Below are 18,651 nucleotides of genomic sequence, written 5' to 3' on the forward strand. Positions count from 1 at the left end.
GTCCGCGGCAATGTCATTGGTGGTGACGACGATATCGCGACCGAGTGTCTTTGCCGCGGCCACGACTTGCTGGGCGGGCGTGTCCCAGGCAACGAAAATACCCTTCATGTCAGGATGCGCCGTCAACATTGCGGTGGCAACTTCGTAAGCCTTCTCTGGCGCCGTGAAGGTACCGACATCCGCGACCTTGATGTCGGGATGTTCGCCGAACGCCTTCAAGGCCCCGATCTTGCGGGCCGCGACCGAGTAGTAATAGTCATAAACCAGCGTGATGATGCCGACCTCACCCTTGCCACCAATCGCCCCGACAAGTTCCTGCGCAGCGAAATAGGCGTTCTTCTCATTGTCAGAGGCGACAACGGTCACATAGTCCTTGCCCGGCGCCATATCGACCGGGACGTTGTCCATGAAAACCAGCTTGATGCCGGCTGCCGCCGCCTTCTTGTAGGCTTCGGACTCAGATTTCGGATCGATCGGAATCGAGAAGATCACGTCCGGCTTGCGGGCGGTCATCTGCTCCAGATCGCTGATTTGCTGGCCGGGCTGGAACTTAGCGTCGGTGGTTCCGACGACTTCGATACCGAGGTCCTTGAGCGTGTTGCTGATTCCTGCGACCTGCAACTGAGGCCAGCCGGCATCCATGGTGTGCATCACCAGTCCAGCGGTAAACTTTCCAGCCTTGAGCTTGGCAAGGTCCTCATCGGAGAATTTCAGCACGTCTGGCGACACCGCCGGCGGACCGTCCGGGAAGCCTGGGACGGGTTGACCCCTCGGCGATAGGGGCAGCGGCTCGAGCAGAGCTTTTGCTTCCGGTGGAATGGTGTCATCTGCGCGCGCCGACGATGCGGCCAATCCCGATAGCGCCAAGGCCAAAGCGGCCGCCATAAATCCACGATAGTGCATTTCATTTCCTCCCGATCATATGAAACGGCCGTAGCGGCCGGGTGGCGACCTGGCTGGTCGTACTGGTTGGGCGCTGCTCAGCGCCCGTAAGGCATCAATGCCGCCGTGGCGGCACCTGAATAGTTCACGTAGACAGTCTTCTTGCGCATGTAGCTCTCGAGCCCATGCACGCCGTCGTCACCGCCCAGTCCGCTTTCGCGGAAGCCGACATGGAAACCCTGCAGCATTTCCGGGCCAATCCGGTTCACGTAGATCTCGCCGAATGAAACCTCGTTGACGGCGTTCATGACGCGGCCCAGATCATTGGTGAAAAGATAGGCCGACAGGCCATAGTTGGTGGCATTGGTGATGCTGACAGCCTCCTCGAAGGTGTCGAAGGGCATGATCGGCACGACCGGGCCGAAGATTTCGCGCGTCATGATCGGCATGTCAGCCGTCACGTCGGTCAGTACGGTCGGATTGAGCCAGTAGCCGCCATCGATGGGCGCCTTAGTCGGGCGTCCGCCGGCGAGAGCAAGCCTCGCGCCGCCCGCTACGGCTTCCGCAAGGACCGCCTCGACCTTTTCCAACTCTTCACGACTGACTTTCGGGCCGATATCGGTATTTGCCTGCATCGGATCACCGACGACGAGCGACTTGGAGAATTCCACAAAGCGTGTGACGAACTGATCGTAAATCGAACGATGAACAAGCGTGCGTTCGTTGCATATGCAGACCTGTCCGCAATTCATGTAGCGCGACGTGGCTGCGGAACGAACCGCCAGGTCGAGATCGGCATCAGCCAGGACGATGAATGGCGCCTTGCCGCCAAGCTCCAGCGAAACAGGCGTCAGATTGCGCGAAGCATTCGCCATGATGCGCTTACCGGTCGGTACGCTTCCCGTCATGGTGATGAGGTCGACGCCGGGTTCCGTGCAGAGCACTTCGCCTATGGTCTCACCTCGTCCCGTTATGATGTTCACGACGCCGGCCGGCACGCCCGCTTCGACAAAGATGCGAGCCATTTCGAGCGCCGAAAGTGGCGTGTCTTCATGCGGTTTGAGGACGATGGTGTCACCGGCGATCATGGCGGGCGCCACCTTTCGACTGACCAGGGCGCTCGGGTAATTCCACGGAATAATGGCGGCGACGACGCCTACCGGCACACGCTGTATCCAGACCTGCTCTCCCGCGTAGTCGGATGGCAGGATTTCACCTTGAATGCGACGGGCAAACTCGGCGTAGTAGTCGAAGAACTCGGCCGCGCCGCCGACTTCACCTATTGCTTCATTGATCGGTTTGCCTTGTTCCCTGACCACCACCTCGGCCAGATGTCGGGCGTTCTGCCGGATCAAGACCGCGATCCGCTTCATGATCGCCGCACGGGCAAGAGGCGCTTTGAGCCCCCAAGCCTTCTGCGCCTTGCGGGCGGCCTCTATCGCCTGGCGAGCCTGATCCGGGCTTGCCTCGGGCACGTCGACAAAGGCCTTGCCATTGGCCGGATTGATCACCGAACGCGTGCCGGCTTCGCCGGTGACAAACTTCCCGTCGATCAACATGAGATAGGATTTCTTGTCTTCTGCTGCCATGGTTCAATCCGCTTCCGCGTGCGTTGCAGGCGTGCCGACGCCTAAGGGTTGGATTTCGCTGCCGCCATCTGGACCGCGAACTCGATCGCTTCGACCAAACTGTCCTCATTGGCGATGCCCTTGCCGGCGATGTCGAAGGCCGTGCCGTGGTCGACGGAGGTGCGGATGATCGGAAGGCCGAGCGTGACATTGACACCGGAGAGCGCTTTCCACTCACCGGTCGCGGGATCGATGTTGAAGCCGAGCAGTTTCACCGGGACATGGCCCTGATCGTGATACATCGCGACCACCGCGTCATACTGGCGGGCGCGCAACTTGACGAAAACCGTATCGCCCGGAACAGGCCCAAACACCGCAAAATCGGCGGACGTGTAGGAGGCGACGACCGGGGTCGTAATGTCGATATCCTCACGGCCGAAAATGCCGCCTTCGCCGGCGTGCGGGTTGAGCGCGGCGATCGCAATGCGGGGATGGGCAATGCCGAGGCCGCGCAACGCCTCGACCGTCAGCTGGATAACCCGCCGCAACCGAGGTTCGGTCAGTTTCGACGGAACCTGGGCCAGCGCTACATGGGTCGAGACATGGCTGACGCGAAAATCGCCATGGGCGAGCATCATCACGGAATCGCGGGCGCCTGTCAGTTCTGCCAGCATGTCGGTGTGACCGGCATAATGATAGCCGGCCAGATTGAGCGCCTCCTTGTTGAGGGGAGCCGTAACGATGCCCGCAATTGAACCGGCCTGCGCCAGGCGAACGGCCTTTTCGATCGCCAGATAGGCGAGGCGCCCGCCTTCCGCCGACAAGACGCCTGTCTCGATAGGTGTGCGTTCGGGGCCGGCTTCGAGAATGGCTAGCGGCGGAAAAACCCCGGTGGCCGAAGCTGACGGTTGTTCCTCCTCAATGCGCCCGGAAATCGTCTCCATCGCACGCATCGCGGTGACGCTGCCGAGGATCAGAAGGGACAACGATCCGTCGGCAAGGCGCGGTTTCAGCCGTGCGCATGCCTTGGCGATGATCTCGGGGCCGATGCCCGCAGGATCACCCATTGTGATGCCGAGTCTTGGACCAGACATGAACGCCTCTAATCGGTCAATTGTGATCATCTTCTAATCCTTATAACCATCAATGCGCAATAGTTTTCTTTGGCGGTCATTCGTAATCAACGGTGCGGTGAAAATCGGCATGTTTTTCAACCCCTCCGAGGGAGGCGAGCCCATATCCCGGGCTGCTGACCGTCGTTTGACGTGATTTGACCGGCCCGAATGACCCGCCCCCATGCCTTTGGCCGGCGACGGTCTTGATCAGCGATGGGCTGGAGTCGCGAGCCTGCAGAAGAGGGCGCTGTCGCCGAACGCGCCAGATTTCGAGATTGTGGCCAGCCCCTTGAAAACACCGCCTTCGATCCTGGAAATCGGAAGCCCCGGCTCGATCTCGCTCTCGACCGTGAGTTCGACGACGCCCAGGCTGGAGCACACCGATCGCAATGTTTCACCGCCGGTGACGAGCAGCGTTCCGGGCTTTGGCAAGCCGTCGAGAAGCGAGGCAAACACCTTGCCGATATGATCTGCCACCGCGTGGCGATCTCCCGATGCAACGACGGTGACAACCGACGGCGCACCTCGCATGATCCGTTTCGCCAAGTCCCTTTTCGCTTTGTCGATGTCGCGTTCCACGACGATATGCGCATCCGCATTCTCGGCGGCAAAAAAGGCCACCTGTCCCGCTGTGACTTCGTGATTTGTGCCGACAAGGCCCAGGAATGGGGCGGGCAGTGCCGGAACAGGCTTGTGTGGTATGCTTAGGTGTCGTGCCAGCGCTGCAGCGAGGCCGCCCGTACCAACCCAGAGCGTCCGCGGCGCGCTCGCCGTGGCAACGATCTCGTCCAGGTCCTTGTCCGTTTCGGCGTCGTAGAGTGTGATGAAATGAACCGGCCGCGCGCCCGGTACCGACCGGCCAGACGAAAAGCGCTGACCCAGGCCGGCGACGATGTCGGGACCTACCATTTCGGACCGGTCGAGCCGCCATTGACGCCCAAGACGTGTAACGCGGCCCTGAAAGGGGAACGCGGGTGCCAGAACAACGCGCTGGTACCCACCCTCGACGATGCAGGCTTGTATTTCGGCGATGACGTGACCGCGCAGAAGGCTGTCGATCTTCTTGAAACTCAGTTGTCCGGCGGCAAGCCACGGCGCGTACCTCGAATGTCTCGCGACGGCGGTTGTCTCGGCACCCTCACGTGTGGCGATATCGACAGCCAAACGCCCCGAGAGCGCACGATCCAGTTGCCAGCTCACGCCGACACCGTGGCCTGGCGAGGCGAAGCAAACCGCGCTGTCCAGAGCGCCAGTCAGGTCGTCCGCGATGATCCGGATATCGACAGTCTCAAGAGCGCTCAACTGAAGAACCCGGACGGCTGACGCGCACGACGCGGACGTTCACATCGAGCGTCCGAAGATTGGTGAGGTTGGCCTGATCGATGCCGTCATCGGTAATGATCTGGTGGATGTCGGCCAGGCGGCAGATGGTGCAGAAATTGGGAGTGGTGAATTTGGAATTGTCGGCAAGCACGACCACCCGGCGTGCCCGCGGCGATCATCGCCTGCTTCATCGCCGCGACCTCGAGCGAGGTCTCCGTGAGCATGTCCCCGGTGATGGCATGCGTGCCCAGAATTGCCACATCGGCGTGGATGGTGCGCAGGAAATTCTCGCCCGGCTGGCCAACCAGAGTTAGGGAACCCGGCTTGCAGGTGCCTCCAAGCATGACGAGGCGTACTCCCGGCACGGTTGCGAGTATCTGCGCGATCGCCAGACTGTTGGTGACGGCAGTAAGCGCAATGGGTGCAGCCGCGATGGCGCGGGCGACTTCCAGGACAGTCGTGCTTGCATCGAAAATGACACTCTGCCCGGGGCGAAGTTCCGACATCATGGCCGCGCCTATGGCCTCCTTCTCGGCCCTGGCGAAGTGTGCGGCAGTGGCGAGATCTGGCTCGAAGGTGGCGAGTTCCGTGCGTTGAAGCATCGCTCCGCCATGCGTTCGCTCCAATGCTCCCTGCCGCTCAAGTGTCTCGAGGTCGCGCCGTATGGTCGAAGGTGACGCGCCGATGAGATCGATGAGTTCCTGAACGCCGACGGTTCCTTCCCGTTTGAGGCATTCGAGAATGAAAGCATGGCGCTTGGCCGGAATCAGATCGACCCGTCCACGCCCGCCATCGTCTTCCCATGACCCGGCGGACGCCGAGGGCCCGGTATCTTCCACCGTTGATTTTCGAACATTCCTTGCCACGTTCGTATCTCCGCACAGTGCAGCAACACGCTCGCCGGAATCATGGCGAGCCCAGCATCGCGAATATCACGAATCCATTCGGCGAGCCCACTGGTTTGTCATGGCGATGAGCGAATTCCAATCGCTTTTGGCCTTATTAGAATTATTTTGACTGATTTTGACCATATGTGATAAGCGATGTTCGTCAATCGTCGTCAATTGGCGCTGACAAGTGCGCAGTTCTTGTCAAAAAATGGGAATTAAGTCAGCGATTCAGAGCGCTTGGCTCTGTTGCGAACCGGGTTGGAGGAACCATGTCTTTCTTGTCGAAGCTGAAATCGGCCCTTGTCGGCGCCGCTGCCGCGGCCGTCTTGTCAACGGCGGCTGTCGCTGCCGATGAACCCACGGTCGGCGTTGTCGTGCCGACCCTGGATGCGCAATTCTGGAACAGCTATGTCGCCTTCATGAAGAAGGGAGCGGATGAGCTTGGGGTAAAGCTCGTCGTGCTCAATGCCGACAACAAGCCCGACCAGATGGTCAAGTCGCTTGAGGACCTGGTGGCCCAGAAAGTTGACGGCATTGTTTTCACACCTTATTGGGCCACTGCCGCTCGCGGGCTTACCTTGGCGAAGGAAGCCGAGATACCGGTCATCCTCACCGACAGCTACCCGGATTTTTCGCCTCAAACCGAGCGTTTCCCCAATTACATCGCCTTTATCGGGCCGAGCGATGAAGACGCCGGATACCAAATGGCCAAGGCGCTGTTCGCCGCGATCAAGCCGGGGTCGGATGGCAAGAAAGTGATCGGCGTAGTGAACGGCACCGCCGGCACCTCGGTCGCCATTGATCGCCGCAAAGGGCTGGAAGACGCTCTCAAGGAAGCGCCCGATGTGCGCGTCGCCGGCGAAGTCGATGGCAATTTCGTCCGTGATACGTCACAGACCGCGTTTGAATCGCTCTTCCAGGGCAATCCGGACATCATCGGCGTCTGGGCCGCGAACGGCGGCACTGCGACCGGCGTGATGGCTGCGCTCAAGAATCACGGGAAAGCGCCCGGCAAGGACGTTATGGTCGTCGGAATGGATCTCAACCCTGAGAATGTCGATGCGGTAAAGTCCGGTGACCTGCTTTTCGATATTGGCGGTCATTGGCTTCAGGGCGGCTTCGCCCTTGTCGCCCTTTTCGATCACATCAAGGGTATTCCGGTTCCCGCGGACGCCGACAATGTCAAGCTAAAGCTGCTGCCGCTGACCAAGGATCGCGTTGCGCAGTTCGAGAAGGACTTTCCCGGCGGCGTGCCGACATATGATTTCAGACAGCACTCCCGCTTCTACAACAAGGACGCCAAGCCAGCCGTTTTCGAGATGCAATATAGCAACTGAACGTACGGTTGGACCTGCCTGCAATCCTCCGGTTGCGGGCAGGACCTGCCTGGCATTTGGGCGTATTCAATTCATGACACTGACTGCGAGCGACCTGCGCAAGAGCTACGGCCAGACACGCGCCGTAGATGGCGTATCGGTGGTGCTTCGGCCCGGCATGGTTCACGCCATCGTCGGCGAAAACGGAGCCGGCAAATCGACGACCTTGCGTATGCTTGCGGGCGCGGAACGGCCTGACGGTGGCGTCATGACCTTGGATGAAGCAAGCTATGCGCCACCAAGTGTCATCGGTGCGGCGGCCCTTGGCGTCTCGCTTGTATACCAGGAAATCACGATCAACCGTTCGCTGACCGTTGCCGAAAACATCTTCATCGATCGCCTGCGGCAGTTCGCCGGCCCTCTCGGTTTTATCGACCGCAGAAGTATGGAAGCCGCGTCGCAAACGATCCTCGAACGGATCGGCGCGCAAATATCGGTCTCTGCCGACACAGGCCGCCTCAATCTCGGCGAGCTGAAATGCATCGAGATCGCCCGAGCGCTGTCTACAAATCCGAAAATCCTCCTTCTCGACGAATCCACCGCCTATCTCGATCATCGAGAGGTTCAGGCCGTCCTTCGCGTCATCAGCGAACTCAAGGGGCAGGGGATGACTGTAGCCTTCGTTTCTCATCATCTCGACGAGGTGCTCGCCGTCGCGGATGAATTGACGATCCTGAAAGACGGGCAGTATGTCGGAACCTATCGCACGACCGAGATCGAGCCCAATGAAATTCATCGCCGCATGGTGGGGCGCGAGCTCGCGAGAAGCATCTATCCGCCGCCGCCGCCGAGAGATCCAAGCAAGCCTGTTGTCTTCGAAGCCTGCGAGGTCGCCGTTGGACGCGAACTCGGCGGCGTCAGCCTGAATGTGCATGCCGGCGAAATCCTCGGCCTTGCCGGATTGAAGGGCGCTGGCGCCGAGGCGCTGTTCGCAGCCATTTGCGGCGACTTGCCCTTGCGTGGTGGCTCGATGAAGCTTGCGGGTGGTTCTTATGCGCCGTCGAGTCCGACTTTCGCCTGGGGACAGGGCGTCGCCTACCTGCCGGGTGACCGTCACAATGAGGGCCTGATCGCCGACTTCAGTATCCTCGACAATCTGGTGATGGCCCGCCCGCCGCATCATGGGCCGTTCTTTGATCGCGCCGCTGCCACTGCCATCGCGGGTGACCTGATCGCCCAGATCGGCATCAAGACACAAAGCGTCGATTCGTCCTGCCGTTCGCTCTCGGGCGGCAATTTGCAAAAGGTGGTGATCGGCAAATGCCTGGCTGTCCAGCCGCGCTTGCTCCTGCTCAACAATCCTACACGCGGGGTCGATATCGGCGCCCGAACGGAAATCTATCGCCTCGTCAGGCAGAAGGCGGCGCAGGGCCTCGCCGTGATCCTGTCATCAGAAGACATGCCCGAACTGATCGGTATGTCGGACCGCTTGCTGGTGCTCCGGCAAGGACAAATTACGCATCGCATCGAGACGGCAGCCGATGCCACCGAGCATGACATCATTGGACATATGGCCTGACCATGGAAACGAACGTGACCTCGATCGCCACCAAGACACCGAACGCAACCAGGGAACCCGGCGTCAATGCCAAGTTCGAAGTCGTCAAACGCGGCGTTCCGCTTGCCATGCTCGTCCTGCTCATTGTGATCTTCTCGATAGCCTCGCCACGCTTCCTGACCTTCAGCAACCTTCTCATCGTGCTTCAACAGGGCACGGTGCTGCTGGTTGCTGCGCTCGGCATGACCTTCGTCATCATGGCCGGTTCAATCGATCTTTCGGTCGGTTCAATTGTTGCACTCGCGGCATTGGCAGCCGCATTGACAGCTGACAGCCTTGGCGCCGCGGCGATCATTCCCGCCATTGCCGTCGGTGCTGTTGCCGGATTGATCAACGGCGTTCTCCTAGCCAAAGGCAAGGTGCCGTCCTTCATCGCAACCATGGGAGCGATGGTGGTCTATCGCGGCATCGTGCTGCTTTTTACACGTGGCGCTCCTGTCTCGATCGAGGATGAGCAATTCCTTGATGTCTATACCAATCGGACTTTGGGCATTCCGCACTCCGTGATCATTGGCCTGGTGCTGATGGTTGTCGCGTATGGCATCATCAACAGGACGGTGTTCGGGCGCGAGGTTCGCGCCATAGGCGGTGGGGAACGTGTCGCCATTCTAACGGGCATTCAGGTCGCGCGCGTGAAAATCTATATGTATGTGCTTCTCGGTGCCTTGTGCGGCATTGCCGGCTTGCTACAAGCCGCGCGCGCCATGGCCGCCACCGCCCAACTCGGGGAGGGGCTTGAACTGGACGTCATAGCCGCGGTGGTCGTCGGCGGAACACCATTGACTGGAGGCGTAGGCAGTGTTGTCGGTACCATGCTGGGCGTTTTGATCATCACTCTGCTTTCCAACGGCATGAACATGGCCGGTGTCGATCCGTACCTTCAGAATATCGTCAAGGGTACGGTTTTGGTCTGCGCCGTATTCGTGACCATTGATCGCAAGAAGATCGGCATCATCAAGTAAGCGTCGAACTGCGGTTGGGCGAGATCTCGCGCCTTTCTGATCTTCGTGCACTCGACGTTGTATCTCCAGTCTGCTGGCGAACTCGCTGCTGGTCGCCGTCCGTCGCTCTTCCAGCCACGTACGCCATGGTGCGGTTGAAGGGTGGCGGTCGCTTCCTGCCGGCTTTCACGCAGCCGACCTACGTGGCGTAAGCGGTTCGCCCAATTTGACTCAAGAAGCTGATACAGCATTTGCTGATCATATTTATTTTGAAACGAATGGCAGCTTTGCGCCTCCGTCCGCTAGTTCGGGATGCCTTTGCCACTACCCAAAGGCAGACGTCACCCGAAAGCCGTTCCCTCTGGGTAAAAAAGCCGCGTTACCTCTTTGGCCAGCTCATGGGTTCCGACAGCGCCTGCATAACGTGGAGCTCAAAAGCGCCGGGCGCGTGGCTGGCCTCAGCCAACTGCCGGGCATCCCACTCTCGGACAATGCTGCCCTCGGCCAGAAGCACCGCGCGGTTGCAAAGGGCCGGGAACGGCTTCCACGATATGGGTGGAGATGATGACCGCGTGGCTGCCCCTCAGTGCGATGGCACGGATGATGCGCTTGACCTCAAAGGCGGCGAGCGGATCGAGGCCATTCAGGGATTCGTCGAAGATGAGCAGCGGTGGCGCGCCGAGCAATGCGGCGGCAATGGCAATCTTGGCCTGCGTGCCAAGCGAATATTCGGCAATCGGCCGTTCGATCCAGCGCCTCAGCCCCAATCTCTCGACAACATCGACGCCAGGCCAGTCATTCTCCGTACAGCCACGGACCGACGCGACGAACTGGAGATATTGCCGTCCGGTGAGCGCTGCCGGCAGTTCAGGCGGATCGATGGCCAGACCGAAGCCGGCCTTGGCGGGCTCCGGCGCGCTGGCGAGATCGAGGCCGTCGATCGCCACACTTCCCTGGAGCAGCCGGATCTGACCGGTGATCGCCTTCAGCAAGGTGGATTTTCCTGAGCCGTTTGCGCCGAGCAGGCCAAGGATGTCACCCCGATCGAGCGTCATCCCGATGCCGGCGACAACTGGTCGGCCCCCATAGCCGGCGCCGAGCCCGCGAACCGCGAGTATCTCGACAGATCGACACTGCTATCCATGGCGATATCTCCGTTGCGCCCGGTGCCACAGGAACAGGACAAGGGCGGCAAAGCCGATCAGCACCGTGCGCCCATATTCGAGCGACTCGTAGCTGGTGTAGGCGATGGTGCCGAGGAAGCTCAGCGCGGCGACGAATGGCGAGGTCATGAAATAGGCGGCAAACACCGCATAGGCGCCGTTCAGCGCCAGCAGCCAGAAGCCGCTAGCGAGCGGCAACGCCCAGGCCGACGGCTCAGCCGCCAGGGCAGCAACGGCCGGCAGGAGAAAGTAGGCGACCGACAATTGCAGGGGCAGCCGCGCCAGGCGCAGCCAGGCCCTGGTGAAGCCGAGCGGAGCCGTGCGCAGCACTGGCGAGTCGAGCGGATGGAAGCGCGCGCTCAGCATGAAGACGAGAGGGCCGCCGGTCAGGCCGGCCATGGCCGCCGGCACGGCATCGTGACGAACGAAGCTGATGGAGGCAGCAACAACCGTCGCGAAACCAAACAGGATGGCTGCTCCCACTAGGCGCCATGAAAGTACTATGCGGCCGGCGGGTAGATCCCAGGCCCAGCTGGAGAGCTAGGCCGGCGTCGAACGATCGACGGCACCTAGCAAGGGGCGGCGCCCGTCCGGATCCCTTGCCAGATCGGCAGTGTCGGCGTTGACCAGGTCGCGCGCGCTCCGCAGGCACAGGACGGCTGTCGCACAGAAGCCGGCGCCAAACAGGATCGCGGCGCCGAGACCCCAGGTCGCTGCCAGTGGTTTTGCAATGACGAGACATCCAAGGCCTACTGCTGCTGCGACGATGAAAACAATGGGGACGCCCAGCGCACACGCCGCCACCGCCGCCATGCGCCGGCGCTCCCGAAGCGACAGCGGCAAAGCCTTCAGGAAAGGCGCGAAGGCGCGCGACAGGCAAAGCCTGGCGAGCGCGTTGCCAGCGAAGCCGCCAAGAATGAGAAGCGCGCTTGGCAAACCAAGCAGCCACAGCGCCTGCTCCTGCCGCAGCGTGGCCGCCCCCGCCTGCAACGCGACAACGACGTCGGCCATGGCGTAGGCAAAAAGGGCCCAGCCACCAAACCCGATCCAGGCAAGGTCGCGGCGGCGCATCAAACGCAAGCCAGCCGAGAGTTCGCGCCGGAGCAAGGTCAGGACAAGCCTGTCGTGCCGCATTGTTCCATCTTCGTGATCGGCCTCAAAGCCGGTTGGATATCGACATAGGTCGGTGACGATTGTGCCGCCAGTAGGGCCGTAGCGGCTCAGCCTCCCACAGGGGGGTTTGGCGGTTACATTCTTCAGCGCCATATGAGATAGTCCTGCATCGTCGCCTGAAGGCTGGTCGTGGCGGTGCGCACCCCAGCCATCGCGTCCTTCACCGCCGCTTGGTCAAAGGGTTTGGCTGTTTGTGCCGCCGCCACAATGGTGCGCGCGGCACGCAGTTGGCGCAGTGCCTGGAAGGTGCGAGCGCCGTTGTCGCGCAGCACGCCACGGAACTCCTTCCTTACCTCGGGCGGATAAGTGCTGGCAATCTCCGACAACAGCACGCGCGGCGCCGCGCCCTTGCGCAGGCCGTGCAAGGCATAGCCGAGGAGGAAGAAGTTGACCCCGAGCGAAAGGGCGAGCACCACCAGCCTCGCCGTCATATCCAGGAACGCTTCAAAGCGAGCCCTCCTCTGCCGGATCATCCGGGACACGCCATAAGCCAGCGACGATCCCGACGCCAGCGCCAGAAGCTCCATAGCGGACGGATCGTCCTGCAGCCGCGCCACCTGGTAGCCTACCAGCGTCGCCGCTATGAGCGCGGCAGCAGCGCAGGCGGCAAACCCGGCCCGACTCAAGAGCAGGCGCGGCAGGAAGGACGGCCGGCTCGAACCGGCTTCGATGCGGGCTAGCACCTTGCGCGCCAGCGCCTGGTCGTCGCTATCGGCCAGCGCCGCCTCGAGCACGAGGAGATCGAGCGCGGCATCCGGATCGTCATTCCGCTCCGCCGCCAGCAAGGCCCGCGCCTGCTGGCGGAAAGGCGCCGGCCATGCTTCGACGGTATCGAGGTCGACTTGCCGCAGCCGGACGGTCCGACGAGGATGACGAACTCACCGGACGCGATGTCGAAAGATACGTCGTGGATAACCTTCGCTTTGCCAAGGGCTCTCTCGACGCCCGATATGGTGACCGCACTCATTAGTGTTGTCCTCAGAAAGAGACCTTGTCGCCACCCTTGAGCTGCAAAATCTGCCGCGCCTCGTCAGGGGTGGCCACCGAGGCACCGAGCCCCTCAATGATCTGGCGGACCTTCTTCACCTGCTCGGCGTTGGATTTCGCCAGCTGGCCCTTGCCGATCCACAGCGAGTCCTCCAGCCCGACGCGCACATTGCCTCCAAGCGCAATCGCCTGGGTGGCGATCGGCAGTTGGCTTCGGCCTGCGCCCAGCACCGACCAGTGGTAGTCCTGCCCAAACAGGCGGTCGGCGGTGCGCTTCATATGCGCGACATCCTCCGGATGGGTGCCGATGCCGCCAAGGATACCGAACACGCTCTGGACAAAGAACGGCGCCTTGACCAGGCCGCGCTCGACGAAATGGGCGAGCGTATAGAGATGGCCGATGTCGTAACACTCGATTTCGAAACGCGTGCCGTTCTCCGCACAAGTGCGCAATATGTGCTCGATATCGCCAAAGGTGTTGCGGAAGATGCGGTCGCGCGAGCCTTCGACATATGGACGTTCCCAATCATGTTCGAAGGTCTTGAAGCGCTCCAGCATCGGATAGAGGCCGAAATTCATCGAGCCCATGTTGAGTGAGGCGACTTCCGGCGCAAAGGCCGCCGCCGGCTTGACCCGCTCCTCGACGCTCATCTTCGCGGCGCCGCCGGTGGTGATGTTGATCACGCAGTCCGAGCGCTGCTTGATCACCCTGAGGAAGGGCGCGAAGGCCTCGGTCGACTGGTCGGGACGGCCATCGATGGGGTTGCGCGCATGCAGATGGACGATGGCAGCGCCGGCCTCCGCCGCGCCTATCGCGGCCTCGGCGATGTCTTGTGCGCTCACCGGCAGATGCGGCGACATCGACGGCGTGTGGATCGAGCCGGTAATCGCGCAGGTGATGATGATCTTGTTCTGGTTCGCCACTTGAAAGAAACCTCGTCAGGTTGAGCGGGCTATTTGACCGCGCCTTATTTCACTGCGCCTTGGGTGATGCCGGAGATGAACTGCTTCGACAGCACGATGTAGAGCAGGGTGATCGGCAGCGCTGCCAGTGTCAGTCCGGTGAACAGCACGCCCCAGTCGGTGGTGAACTCGCCGACGAAGACGGTGAGGCCCTGCGGCAAGGTTTTGAGCTCGTCCGAGGTGATCAGCACCAGCGGGAAGAAGAAGTCGTTCCAGATCGGCACGGCGTTCTGGATGGCGACGATGACCAGCGCCGGGCGCGCCAACGGCAACATGATCGAGCGCATGATGCGAAATTCGCTGGCGCCGTCCATTCGTCCGGACTCTTCTAGTTCGCGCGGCAAGGTTCGGAGGAAGCCGGTCATGATGAACACCGCCGAGGGAATGCCCATGGCGACATAGACCAGCACCAGGCCGGCATAGCTGTCGACCATGCCCAGTGAATCCAGCTGGATAAACAGCGGAATAATCGCCAGTTTCAGCGGCACGGTCATGCCGCTGAGGAAAAACATCAGCACCAAGGCGCTCAGCCTGAACTGGTAGCGGGCAATCGCATAGGCGGCCATGGTGCTGAACAGAAGGATCAGCGCCACCGCGGCCACGGTGATGCCGACGGAATTGGCGAGGTAGCGGACGAAGTTGGTTTCGCTCCACACACGCTCGGCATTGGCCAGCGAAAAGTGAGCCGGCAGGGCGAAGGGCGAGCTGAATATCTCGGCATTGGTCTTGAAGGACGACATCACCATGACGAACAGCGGATAGATCATGATGACGGCGTTGATCGCCAGCATCAGCTGGATGGCGCCATTCTTCAGCAACTCGGCGGGTTGCCCGGTGCGGGCTGTCGCGCTCACAGCTCGATCTCGCGACGGCGCAGGTAGCGAAGCGCGATTGCAGTGACGCCTGCAACGATGATGAACATCATCACGGCCAGCGCGCTGCCCTGGCCGAAATCCTGGATGCCGGTCGTCGTGGAGCCGAAGGCGGTGCGGTAGAAATAAAGGCCGAGCACGTCGGTGGCGCCGCCGGGCGAACCGGTAAGGCCGGCCATCACATAAGGGATTTCGAACCAGTTGAAGCTGCCGATGAAGGTCAGGATAGTGACGATGGTGACGCTGGGCGCTATCAGCGGCCACACGATCTTGGTCATCAGTACATAGTCGCCCGCTCCGTCGAGACGGGCGGCCTCGATCACGTCCTTGCTGATGCGCTGCATGCCGGCCAAAAGCACCAGAGTCGGGAAGCCGAGCCAGTGCCAGACATTGGCGAACAGGACGCTGCCTAGTGCGGTGTGTTCGTTGCCGAGCCACGGGATGGCGCTGATGCCGACCAGCGCCAGCGTCTGGTTCACCAGGCCGAACAGCGGATGCAGGAACAGTTTCCACAGGAAGCCGACGATGACCGCCGACAGCACGACCGGAAGAAAGACGATGACCTGGTGGATACGGTGGCCGGGCAGCGCCTTCAGCAAGGCATAGGCGAGCAGGAAGGCGGTGCCGTTCTCGAACACCATCAGCGCCACGAAGGCGATGATGTTGTGCTTCAGCGCATTGTAGGTCCAGTCGCTGTAAGGCTGTTCAAACAACACCTTGCGGAAGTTTTCAAAGCCGATGAATCCGGTCGGCTGCAAGCCGTTGAACTCATAGAAGGCAAGGCGGAAGGCCGACAGCAGCGGCCAGAGCACGAACAACACCATGACCATCAGGGCCGGTGTCAGCAGGGACGCGATCCAGAGTGACCGGCGCCACGGAAAGGCTTTTGTGGTGTGGCGTCGGCCGATGTTCATGTCACTTGCCCTGGAAAGGCTTGTACCATTTGGCGAGGCCGCTGGTCAGGTCGGCGGCCAGCTGGTCCGGGGTGATCGAACCCGACATCATCTTGGTGATGTCGCCCTGCAGCAGCTCCGATCCCGTCGGCTTCTCGAAACGGAAGTAGACGACATTGATATGCGGCATGGCGGTTTCGTTCAACTTGGCGACGTGGGCGAGAAGCTCGTCCTTGATGACGACGCCCTTGATCGGCGAGATGTTGCCGAGCAGCGCGGAGAACTTGTCGCCGAACTCCTTTGTGCCCATCCAGTTGACGAGCTTGAGCGCCGCCTCCTTGTTGGCCGACTTGGCGTTGACGGCATAGCCGCCGTCGAAGAACTTGGTCACCTGCGGGGTGTCGCCGGCCTTGGCCATGGGCGGGGCGACGAAGTCCATGTTGATGGCCGGGTTCTGGGTGCGGTAGCTGGCGATGTCGAAGCTGCCGCCGGCCAGCATCGCCGCCTTGCCGCTGATGAACAGCTGGCCGGCGGTGTCATAGTCGATGCCTTCGAAGCCGGGCGGCATGTAGTCGCGCAGTTCGAGTAGCTTGCCGAGCGCCGCGACATAACGCGGGTCCTTGAAGGTGGTCTTGCCCGACGTCAGGTCGCTGACAAAGTCCTGACCGAGGAACGGGTTGGTGAAGATGGCGACGAACATCTCGTTGAACCAACTGGTGCCCATGCCGTTGGCTAGGGGGTAAATACCCTTGTCCTTGAGCGCCTTGCTGACAGTTATGAACTCATCCCATGTGGTCGGCGGGGTCAGCCCGGCCTTGGCGAAGACGTCCTTGTTGATGAACAGTCCGAGCGTCTGCGAAGCGAAGGGTAGGGAATAGACCTTCTTGTCGGCGCGGTAGGTGCCGGCCACCAGCGCATCGGCCGGCTGGTTGGCGAGCGAAGGCACCGTGGTCAGATCCTGCGGTTCGAAATAGCCGGCCTTTACGAACTGCTCCAGCCAACCGTAAGCATGGGTGTGGATGACGTCGCCGCCCTTGCCGGCGGCCAGCGCCGTCGAGACGATGGTCGGATAGTTCTCGTCCGGGAAGGACTCGAACTTCACATGGATGTCCGGGTTGGCTTTGGTGAAATCGGCGAAAAGTTCGTTGTAGGCGGCCTTGTCTTCCTGGCGCCAGGTCCAGAACGAGATGTCGGTGGCATGCGCCACGCTGGCTGCCAGTCCCCATGCGAAAGATGCGGCCGCGAGGGCCAGCCCAATCCTTCTCCTGCTCATGTTGCAATCTCCCAATCGCGCTTGATGCGCTTTTTACGACGATTATCAAATCATAGTTCTTGCCGTCTGGAAAGATAGTTTGTAAAGTTTCCTAACTAACAAGGATTGGACGCGGCAACCCGCTTCGTCCGGCGTGCGCGGTGGATATCGGTGACCCAGAAAATCATTGCAGGCGTGGATATAGGCGGCACCAAGACGCGCATCATGGCGTGCCAGGGCCAGCACACGATCGCCGACGAGGTGCTGGTGACGGAGAGCTGGCGCATTCGCCAGATGGAGACCGATGCCAAGACACTGGCCGGCATCGTCACTGGGCTGTGCGCCGGCGCAGCACCTGTCGCGCTGGCAGTCGGCGCGCATGGCTGCGATACAGGTGAACAATGCCTTCGCTTCCAGGCGCTGTTGGCCAGCAGGACCGACGGTGCGGTGCAGGTGGTCAACGATGCCGAACTGATGGTTCCTGCCGCTGGCTATATCGATGGCATCGGCGTCGTCTCCGGCACAGGCTCCATCGCGGTGGCGCGGACAGTCGATGGCGAGATGCTGGCCGCCGGCGGCTGGGGCTGGATCCTCGGCGACGAGGGCAGCGCGCCGGCCTTGGTGCGCGAGGCGGCGAAGGCGATCCGCCACAGCCTCGACCGGGGCCAGGATGGCGACCCGCTGATCGCCGCGCTGATGCGCGAACTCAATACCGACGACCAGACTAAGCTCGGCATCCTGCTCAACGAAACGCGCGGCGCGGCGGTCTGGGGTCGCTATGCCAATGCCGTGTTCGATGCGGCGATCGCCGGCTCGGCTCTGGCCATCCGCGTCATCAGCGAAGGCGGGGCAGGGCTTGCCGCGCTGGTCGAACTCTTGATCGAACGTGGCGCCAATCATGCCCTGGTCGTGGCCGGCGGCGGTGTCATCTCGGAGCAGCCGATGCTGATGACAGCATTTGTCGAGGCCATGGCAAAGGTATCGCCGTCGAGCCAGGTGCTGCTGCTGCGGGAGCCGCCGGTGCTGGGTGCGGTCGCCTTGGCCAGACGGCTGCTGGTCGGCCAAGGGCTGTCGTCAGAAATTGGAGTCCTTTGAATGATGAAGCGTATCGGCTACCGCCCGGCGGTGGCGCGCCAGACGGAAAGTCTCGAAATTGGCAGGCGCTCGGTGGCCTTGTCGTTGGACAACCTGGATCTCAGCGCTTTTGCCGGCAAGACGATCGGGCTTGCCGGCATCGGCGCCAGCTACCAGGCGGCGCTAGCCGGTGCATCCTACCTCCGCGCCTCCGGCATCAAGGCTTTTGCCTACACGCCAACCGATCTTTATGGCCGCACGGATGCGGCTGCAGATGCCTTCATCGCACTGTCCGCCTCCGGGCAGAGCCGCGAGATTTTCGATGTCATGCGCGAGGCATCGGGCTCGCCGCGCCTGGCGGTCTGCCGTGGCAGCGACAATCCGCTGGCTGGTCTCACCGGCGCGGTGCTGGCAACGGATTCGGGTGCCGACAATGGGGCCAGTTCGACCGGCTACACCGGGACCTTGCTGGCGCTCGGCATGTTGATCGACAAGCTCGCCGGCAATAGCTTCGACTGGGCGCGTTTGCCCAGCGCGATGGCGACTGTTCTCTCTGGTGCTCAAAGCGCTGCCGGGCAGGCGGCCGGGCTGCTGCAGGGCAGAACATCCATCGATATCGTC

18 protein-coding genes and 2 pseudogenes are annotated in these 18,651 nt (G+C 61.6%); 5 read left to right on the forward strand and 15 right to left on the reverse strand.

Annotated elements, in window-relative coordinates:
- From EOC06_RS14180 to EOC06_RS14200, 6 genes are all read right to left on the reverse strand, one after another.
- The coding region (locus EOC06_RS14180) for a substrate-binding domain-containing protein (RefSeq protein ID WP_164898574.1) at positions 1–852 on the reverse strand (852 nt) is incomplete at its 3' end.
- A gap of 128 nt (positions 853–980) precedes the next feature.
- Complete coding sequence (gene aldA / locus EOC06_RS14185) at positions 981–2,471, reverse strand: aldehyde dehydrogenase (RefSeq protein WP_128308064.1); 1,491 nt, start codon at positions 2,469–2,471, stop codon at positions 981–983.
- A gap of 41 nt (positions 2,472–2,512) precedes the next feature.
- Positions 2,513–3,544 carry a 4-hydroxythreonine-4-phosphate dehydrogenase PdxA gene (gene pdxA / locus EOC06_RS14190; protein WP_206631188.1) on the reverse strand — a complete coding sequence of 344 codons (1,032 nt, stop codon included), beginning with the start codon at positions 3,542–3,544 and terminating at the stop codon, positions 2,513–2,515.
- A 228-nt stretch (positions 3,545–3,772) separates the two neighbouring features.
- A complete protein-coding gene (locus tag EOC06_RS14195) occupies positions 3,773–4,867 on the reverse strand; it encodes a four-carbon acid sugar kinase family protein (RefSeq protein ID WP_128308065.1) in 1,095 nt (364 codons plus the stop codon).
- Positions 4,854–5,045, reverse strand: coding sequence for a hypothetical protein (locus EOC06_RS44995; protein WP_306462352.1), 192 nt, complete (start codon positions 5,043–5,045; stop codon positions 4,854–4,856). The genes EOC06_RS14195 and EOC06_RS44995 overlap by 14 nt, the downstream gene beginning before the upstream one ends.
- Positions 4,954–5,727, reverse strand: coding sequence for a DeoR/GlpR family DNA-binding transcription regulator (locus tag EOC06_RS14200; protein WP_306462353.1), 774 nt, complete (start codon positions 5,725–5,727; stop codon positions 4,954–4,956). The genes EOC06_RS44995 and EOC06_RS14200 overlap by 92 nt, the downstream gene beginning before the upstream one ends.
- Positions 5,728–5,921: 194 nt before the next feature.
- On the opposite strand from EOC06_RS14200, the gene EOC06_RS14205 reads away from it, so the two are divergent.
- The 3 genes from EOC06_RS14205 to EOC06_RS14215 all read left to right on the forward strand — a co-directional run bounded on the left by EOC06_RS14205 (position 5,922) and on the right by EOC06_RS14215 (position 9,674).
- Positions 5,922–7,115: an ABC transporter substrate-binding protein gene (locus EOC06_RS14205; RefSeq protein ID WP_128308066.1), complete on the forward strand. Its 1,194-nt coding sequence runs from the start codon at positions 5,922–5,924 to the stop codon at positions 7,113–7,115.
- 73 nt (positions 7,116–7,188) lie between these two features.
- On the forward strand, positions 7,189–8,673 hold the full coding sequence (locus tag EOC06_RS14210; RefSeq protein WP_164898575.1) for a sugar ABC transporter ATP-binding protein: 1,485 nt from the start codon (positions 7,189–7,191) through the stop codon (positions 8,671–8,673).
- Between the two features lie 2 nt (positions 8,674–8,675).
- Positions 8,676–9,674 carry an ABC transporter permease gene (locus tag EOC06_RS14215; RefSeq protein ID WP_127326338.1) on the forward strand — a complete coding sequence of 333 codons (999 nt, stop codon included), beginning with the start codon at positions 8,676–8,678 and terminating at the stop codon, positions 9,672–9,674.
- 437 nt (positions 9,675–10,111) lie between these two features.
- Here EOC06_RS14215 and EOC06_RS14220 read toward each other — a convergent pair whose 3' ends face one another.
- From EOC06_RS14220 to EOC06_RS14260, 9 genes and pseudogenes are all read right to left on the reverse strand, one after another.
- Positions 10,112–10,708: an ATP-binding cassette domain-containing protein gene (locus tag EOC06_RS14220; RefSeq protein WP_245466201.1), complete on the reverse strand. Its 597-nt coding sequence runs from the start codon at positions 10,706–10,708 to the stop codon at positions 10,112–10,114.
- Positions 10,709–10,789: 81 nt separating this feature from the next.
- Positions 10,790–11,299: a hypothetical protein gene (locus EOC06_RS42505; RefSeq protein WP_245469587.1), complete on the reverse strand. Its 510-nt coding sequence runs from the start codon at positions 11,297–11,299 to the stop codon at positions 10,790–10,792.
- Positions 11,300–11,356: 57 nt separating this feature from the next.
- Entirely contained in the window at positions 11,357–11,950 is a 594-nt protein-coding gene (locus tag EOC06_RS42510) for a hypothetical protein (protein ID WP_245469589.1), read from the reverse strand.
- A 122-nt stretch (positions 11,951–12,072) separates the two neighbouring features.
- Positions 12,073–12,774 carry a periplasmic heavy metal sensor gene (locus EOC06_RS42515; protein WP_245469590.1) on the reverse strand — a complete coding sequence of 234 codons (702 nt, stop codon included), beginning with the start codon at positions 12,772–12,774 and terminating at the stop codon, positions 12,073–12,075.
- Between the two features lie 44 nt (positions 12,775–12,818).
- Positions 12,819–12,956: pseudogene (locus tag EOC06_RS14240) on the reverse strand (ATP-binding cassette domain-containing protein); the annotation flags it as partial.
- Positions 12,957–12,967: 11 nt separating this feature from the next.
- Entirely contained in the window at positions 12,968–13,900 is a 933-nt protein-coding gene (locus EOC06_RS14245) for a 3-keto-5-aminohexanoate cleavage protein (protein ID WP_128308068.1), read from the reverse strand.
- A 44-nt stretch (positions 13,901–13,944) separates the two neighbouring features.
- Positions 13,945–14,793 carry a carbohydrate ABC transporter permease gene (locus EOC06_RS14250; RefSeq protein WP_128308069.1) on the reverse strand — a complete coding sequence of 283 codons (849 nt, stop codon included), beginning with the start codon at positions 14,791–14,793 and terminating at the stop codon, positions 13,945–13,947.
- A complete protein-coding gene (locus EOC06_RS14255) occupies positions 14,790–15,725 on the reverse strand; it encodes a carbohydrate ABC transporter permease (protein WP_127326341.1) in 936 nt (311 codons plus the stop codon). Before EOC06_RS14255 ends, EOC06_RS14250 begins: the two co-directional genes overlap by 4 nt.
- Before the next feature lies 1 nt (position 15,726).
- Positions 15,727–16,977: an extracellular solute-binding protein gene (locus EOC06_RS14260; RefSeq protein WP_128308070.1), complete on the reverse strand. Its 1,251-nt coding sequence runs from the start codon at positions 16,975–16,977 to the stop codon at positions 15,727–15,729.
- 150 nt (positions 16,978–17,127) lie between these two features.
- Between EOC06_RS14260 and EOC06_RS14265 the strand changes: the two genes are divergently transcribed.
- Positions 17,128–18,051, forward strand: coding sequence for a BadF/BadG/BcrA/BcrD ATPase family protein (locus EOC06_RS14265; RefSeq protein ID WP_245469591.1), 924 nt, complete (start codon positions 17,128–17,130; stop codon positions 18,049–18,051).
- Positions 18,052–18,651: pseudogene (locus tag EOC06_RS14270) on the forward strand (sugar isomerase); the annotation flags it as partial.

Source organism: Mesorhizobium sp. M7A.F.Ca.MR.362.00.0.0, assembly GCF_004023175.1.
Taxonomy (GTDB): domain Bacteria; phylum Pseudomonadota; class Alphaproteobacteria; order Rhizobiales; family Rhizobiaceae; genus Mesorhizobium.

Coding starts and splice junctions, on each gene's coding strand:
- aldA (WP_128308064.1), bottom strand. CDS start 2,471: ATGGCAGCAGAAGACAAGAAATCCTATCTCATGTTGATCGACGGGAAG.
- pdxA (WP_206631188.1), bottom strand. CDS start 3,544: ATGTCTGGTCCAAGACTCGGCATCACAATGGGTGATCCTGCGGGCATC.
- EOC06_RS14210 (WP_164898575.1), top strand. CDS start 7,189: ATGACACTGACTGCGAGCGACCTGCGCAAGAGCTACGGCCAGACACGC.
- EOC06_RS14215 (WP_127326338.1), top strand. CDS start 8,676: ATGGAAACGAACGTGACCTCGATCGCCACCAAGACACCGAACGCAACC.
- EOC06_RS14220 (WP_245466201.1), bottom strand. CDS start 10,708: ATGACGCTCGATCGGGGTGACATCCTTGGCCTGCTCGGCGCAAACGGC.
- EOC06_RS42510 (WP_245469589.1), bottom strand. CDS start 11,950: ATGCGGCACGACAGGCTTGTCCTGACCTTGCTCCGGCGCGAACTCTCG.
- EOC06_RS14255 (WP_127326341.1), bottom strand. CDS start 15,725: ATGAACATCGGCCGACGCCACACCACAAAAGCCTTTCCGTGGCGCCGG.
- EOC06_RS14260 (WP_128308070.1), bottom strand. CDS start 16,977: ATGAGCAGGAGAAGGATTGGGCTGGCCCTCGCGGCCGCATCTTTCGCA.